This window comes from Gordonia sp. (in: high G+C Gram-positive bacteria), from assembly GCF_020438995.1.
In the GTDB taxonomy this organism is placed as follows: Bacteria; Actinomycetota; Actinomycetes; order Mycobacteriales; family Mycobacteriaceae; genus Gordonia.
Map to the genome: position 1 here is coordinate 37,677 of NZ_JAGQTN010000239.1, position 3,843 is coordinate 41,519.

The following is a 3,843-nucleotide window of genomic DNA, read 5'->3' on the forward strand; positions in this document are numbered from 1 at the left end:
GATGATCGCGGGGGCCGGTGCTGCGGCGGCCGCCCCCTCCCACATCGTCTACAACACCAAGGTCGACGACCAGCAGGTGACACTCACCGTCTACTCCGCATCGATGGACAAGAACATCCCGGTCACCGTCCTGGTGCCGCGCAACCGGAACCGGCCCAGCCCGACTCTGTACCTGCTCAACGGCGCCGGCGGCGGCGAGGACGGCGCGCAATGGGACCAGAGGACCAAGTACAAGCAGTACTTCGCCAAGGAGAACGTCTATGTGGTGACCCCGATCGGCGGCGCGTTCTCGTACTACACCGACTGGCAGAAGGACGACCCCCAGCTCGGCCGCAACAAATGGACTACCTTCCTGACCAAGGAACTCCCCCCGCTCATCGAGTCGACCTTCAACACGAGCAAGGTCCGGGGCATCGCCGGCATCTCGATGGCGGGTACCTCGGTGCTGGGTCTGGCGATCGCGGCGCCGAGGCTCTACCGGGCGGTCGCCGGCTTCAGCGGCTGCGCCCGAACCAGCGATCCACTGGGGCAGGAGTACATCAAGACCGTCATCGGACTCCGCGGCGACGCCGACGTGACCAACATGTGGGGCCCGCTCGACGGTCCGGGCTGGAAGGCGAACGATCCCTATCTCAACGCCGGCAAGCTGCGCGGCACCGGGACGAAGGTGTATCTGACCGCCGGTACCGGTCTGCCCGGGCCGTACGACCGGTTTGACAATCCCCGGGTCGAGGGCAGCCCGCTGGTGTTCGCCGACCTGATTGTGCAGGGCGGACTGATCGAGGCGGCCGTCAATAAGTGCACCCGCGAGGTCGCGGCCCGGCTACGTGCCCTCAAGGTGCCACTCGACCTGCGCCTGCGTCCCAACGGCACCCACTCATGGGACTACTGGGAGAGCGACCTCAAGGCCACCTGGCCCAAGCTGCGTGTCGACCTGGGAGCCTGACGGGCTTAGTAGGTTGCCCTGAGACCACTTTCGATGCGGCTAGATTGATGGTGGCCAACCCGAATACGAGGAGTGACAGATGAGAATTCGACAGTCCGCCGCGGCCGTGGCGATCGCCGGCGCGGTGGTGCTCGGTATCGGCGCCTGCTCCGACGATGCCGACGACACCAGCACCTCGGCGAGCACCTCGCAGGCCGCCGACGCCTCGGCTCCCGCATCCGGGTCGGCACCTGCGGACGAGTCCGGCGCCGAGACCCCCGCCTCCGAGCTGACCAGCGAGAGCGCACAGCAGATCCTGCGCGTCGCGGTCGATGCCAAGTCGAGCAAGGAGGATGTCGAGAAAGTCGTCGACACCACCATCCCCGGAACCGTGATGATGGTCCAGGCATACGCGAAGGCGTCCAACGCCGCCGGCTACACCCCCGACATCTACACGGTCAAGAGTGTGGCGGTCACCGGAGACAAGGCCGAGGCCACCATTGCCGTCAAAAGCCCGCACGCGCCGATGCCCGTCGACGTCAAGCTGAACTACGCGAAGATCGACGGCCAGTGGAAACTGAGTTCCGACGCCGTCAAGATGCTCGCCTCGTTCGGTCAGCAGTACGGAGGCTGATCCGGTCCCGCCCGGGCCTGTCCGATCAGTCGTCCTGCCCGAATCAACCGTTTGGGGGCTAACGTCTGCCCTTTTGGTGACGATAATGGTACAAGTTTGACGCTGAGCGGTTATTCCTATGCCGCCGCTCGACGTAAGCGCTGCCACAGCTACTGTGAGGCGGGGATTCGGGACACAGTCGGTGCCCCGGGGGTTGTCGTGCCACTGCGCGACAAGAACGGAGACGGTTGATGATTTCTGGGAAGACGCGCGCACCGGGCCTGCGCACACGGCTGCTGACCGTCACGGTGGCAGCCGCTGCCGCGGCCATTCTGCCGCTGGCTTCGGGCGGTGCGGCGGTCGCGGCACCCGAGAAGCCCAGCAGCATCACCAAGGTCACCGACGTCAACCCGCGGGAAGTCACCCTATCGGTGTACTCGAAGTCGATGGACAAGAAGATCGACGTCTCGGTCCTGGTGCCCAAGGACCGCAAGAAGGCCGCACCGGTCCTATACCTGCTGCAGGGCGCCAACGGCGGCATCATGAACTCCGGCTGGGCGGGACAGACCAAGTTCAAGGAGTACTTCACCGACAAGCAGGTGTACGTGGTGTCCTTCGTCGGCGGTCAGTATTCGTACTACACCGACTGGCAGCGTGATGATCGCAGCCTGGGCCGCAACAAGTGGGCCACCTTCATCACCGAGGAGCTTCCCCCGCTGATCGCCAAGCAGTTCAGCACGACGGGCGCCAACGCCGTCGCCGGCATCTCGATGGCCGGCACGTCCGTGTTCAATCTCGCGCTCAAGGCGCCCAAGTTGTATCGTTCGATCGCCGCCTTCAGCGGATGTGCCCGCACCAGCGACCCGCTCGGCCAGCAGTACATCAAGTACGTCGTCGAGCAGCGGGGCAAGGCCGACGTGACCAACATGTGGGGTCCGCTCAACGGCCCGGGCTGGCGGGAGAACGACCCGTACATCAACGCGGCCAAGCTGCGCGGCACCAAGATCTACATCACCTCTGGAACGGGCATCCCCGGCAAGCACGATCAGATCGACTACATCCACGACCTCAACGACGCGTTCTTCTGGTCGGATCGGTACGTCGCCGGCGGGTTCATCGAAGCCGTCACCAACCAGTGCACCCATCAGATGGTCGACCGCCTACACCAGCTCAAGATCCCTGTGACGGTCAACTACCGCCCCACGGGCACGCACTCCTGGGGATACTGGGAAGACGACCTGCACACCACCTGGCCGAAGATCGAGCGCGACCTCCAGTGACCAGCAGTCGCTGACCACTCAGACGGAACAAGGTGCCCCCAACCCATAGCGGTGGGTGCACCTTGCTTCGTATCACCTCTGTGGTGCGGATCCTGTCTCAGCTGACGATGCGGAGACCGCGCTGGGCGGGGGGTTCCAAACCGCGGCCGAGCCACAGTGCGGCATCATTGATTCGCCGGGCACAGGCTTCACCCGCGTCCTGTCCAAGACCTGGCGCGCAGTGCATGAGTGCGGCGGCGAACGAGGAGCCGTCGGACATGCCGTAACGCTCCAGCACTTCGCCGTACCCCGCAAGACCCTCATCGAGCTGCCGGTACGTGATGGCCCGTCCGGCCATCCGGACAGCAACCAGATTGGGCGTGCTTTGAGCACGCCGACGGATGTCGGTGATGACGTCTACGATCTCGGGATCGGTGCGCATGGCGCCTACCTCCTGCCCTTCAACTCCCGTGTTCGACGGGAATACCGCCGACTACAAGTTTGCCCGACTAACGTTGCTTCATCAATAGATACGGCGGATTCTGTAACAAATCGGTATCACGACGTAACAACAGCTGAGGCGCAACGCAAGTTGAGTGGCCAGTATGACTCCAGTGACTCACGTCATGTTGTCGAATCGTTATCTCGACCCCCCATTTCGGGGGCGGAACGATATGCACCCTGGACCCGGCGTCGACAGAGATCAGCGACTGCCGACCGAGGGTCGAGAAGGCAAACGCCCCCGCCGGCGGATGCCGGCCGGGGGCGCCCCGCGGAGAGTGCGATCAGCCCTGGGCCTTATCGGCCTCCATGGCGTCGATAAGGCTCTTGGGCCGCAGATCGGTCCAGTTCTCCTCGACATACTTCAGGCACGCCTCGCGACTGTCCTCACCGAAAACCTTGGTCCACCCCGCCGGGATGTCGGCGAAAGTAGGCCACAGCGAGTGCTGATTCTCGTGATTGACCAGCACGAAGAATCGGCCATTCTCGTCGTCAAAGGGGTTGGTCATCCATTTTCTCCTTCTCTCAGGGTCATATTGTAGGCG

General features: G+C 64.0%; 5 protein-coding genes. 3 read left to right on the forward strand and 2 right to left on the reverse strand.

What is annotated here, in order from left to right:
- The first annotated feature begins 1 nt into the window (after position 1).
- From KDB67_RS16850 to KDB67_RS16860, 3 genes are all read left to right on the forward strand, one after another.
- A complete protein-coding gene (locus KDB67_RS16850; protein WP_138943648.1) occupies positions 2-946 on the forward strand; it encodes an alpha/beta hydrolase family protein in 945 nt (314 codons plus the stop codon).
- A 79-nt stretch (positions 947-1,025) separates the two neighbouring features.
- Positions 1,026-1,559: a hypothetical protein gene (locus KDB67_RS16855; RefSeq protein ID WP_005185647.1), complete on the forward strand. Its 534-nt coding sequence runs from the start codon at positions 1,026-1,028 to the stop codon at positions 1,557-1,559.
- 230 nt (positions 1,560-1,789) lie between these two features.
- Positions 1,790-2,818 (forward strand): alpha/beta hydrolase family protein, encoded by a 1,029-nt coding sequence (locus KDB67_RS16860; RefSeq protein WP_005185650.1) that lies wholly within the window; start codon positions 1,790-1,792, stop codon positions 2,816-2,818.
- A gap of 97 nt (positions 2,819-2,915) precedes the next feature.
- Here KDB67_RS16860 and KDB67_RS16865 read toward each other — a convergent pair whose 3' ends face one another.
- Together KDB67_RS16865 and KDB67_RS16870 are read right to left on the reverse strand one after the other, a co-directional pair.
- Positions 2,916-3,239, reverse strand: a complete 324-nt coding sequence (locus KDB67_RS16865; protein WP_005185651.1) for a hypothetical protein — start codon at positions 3,237-3,239, stop codon at positions 2,916-2,918.
- 343 nt (positions 3,240-3,582) lie between these two features.
- Positions 3,583-3,807 (reverse strand): MbtH family protein, encoded by a 225-nt coding sequence (locus KDB67_RS16870; RefSeq protein ID WP_005185652.1) that lies wholly within the window; start codon positions 3,805-3,807, stop codon positions 3,583-3,585.
- Positions 3,808-3,843 lie beyond the last annotated feature (36 nt).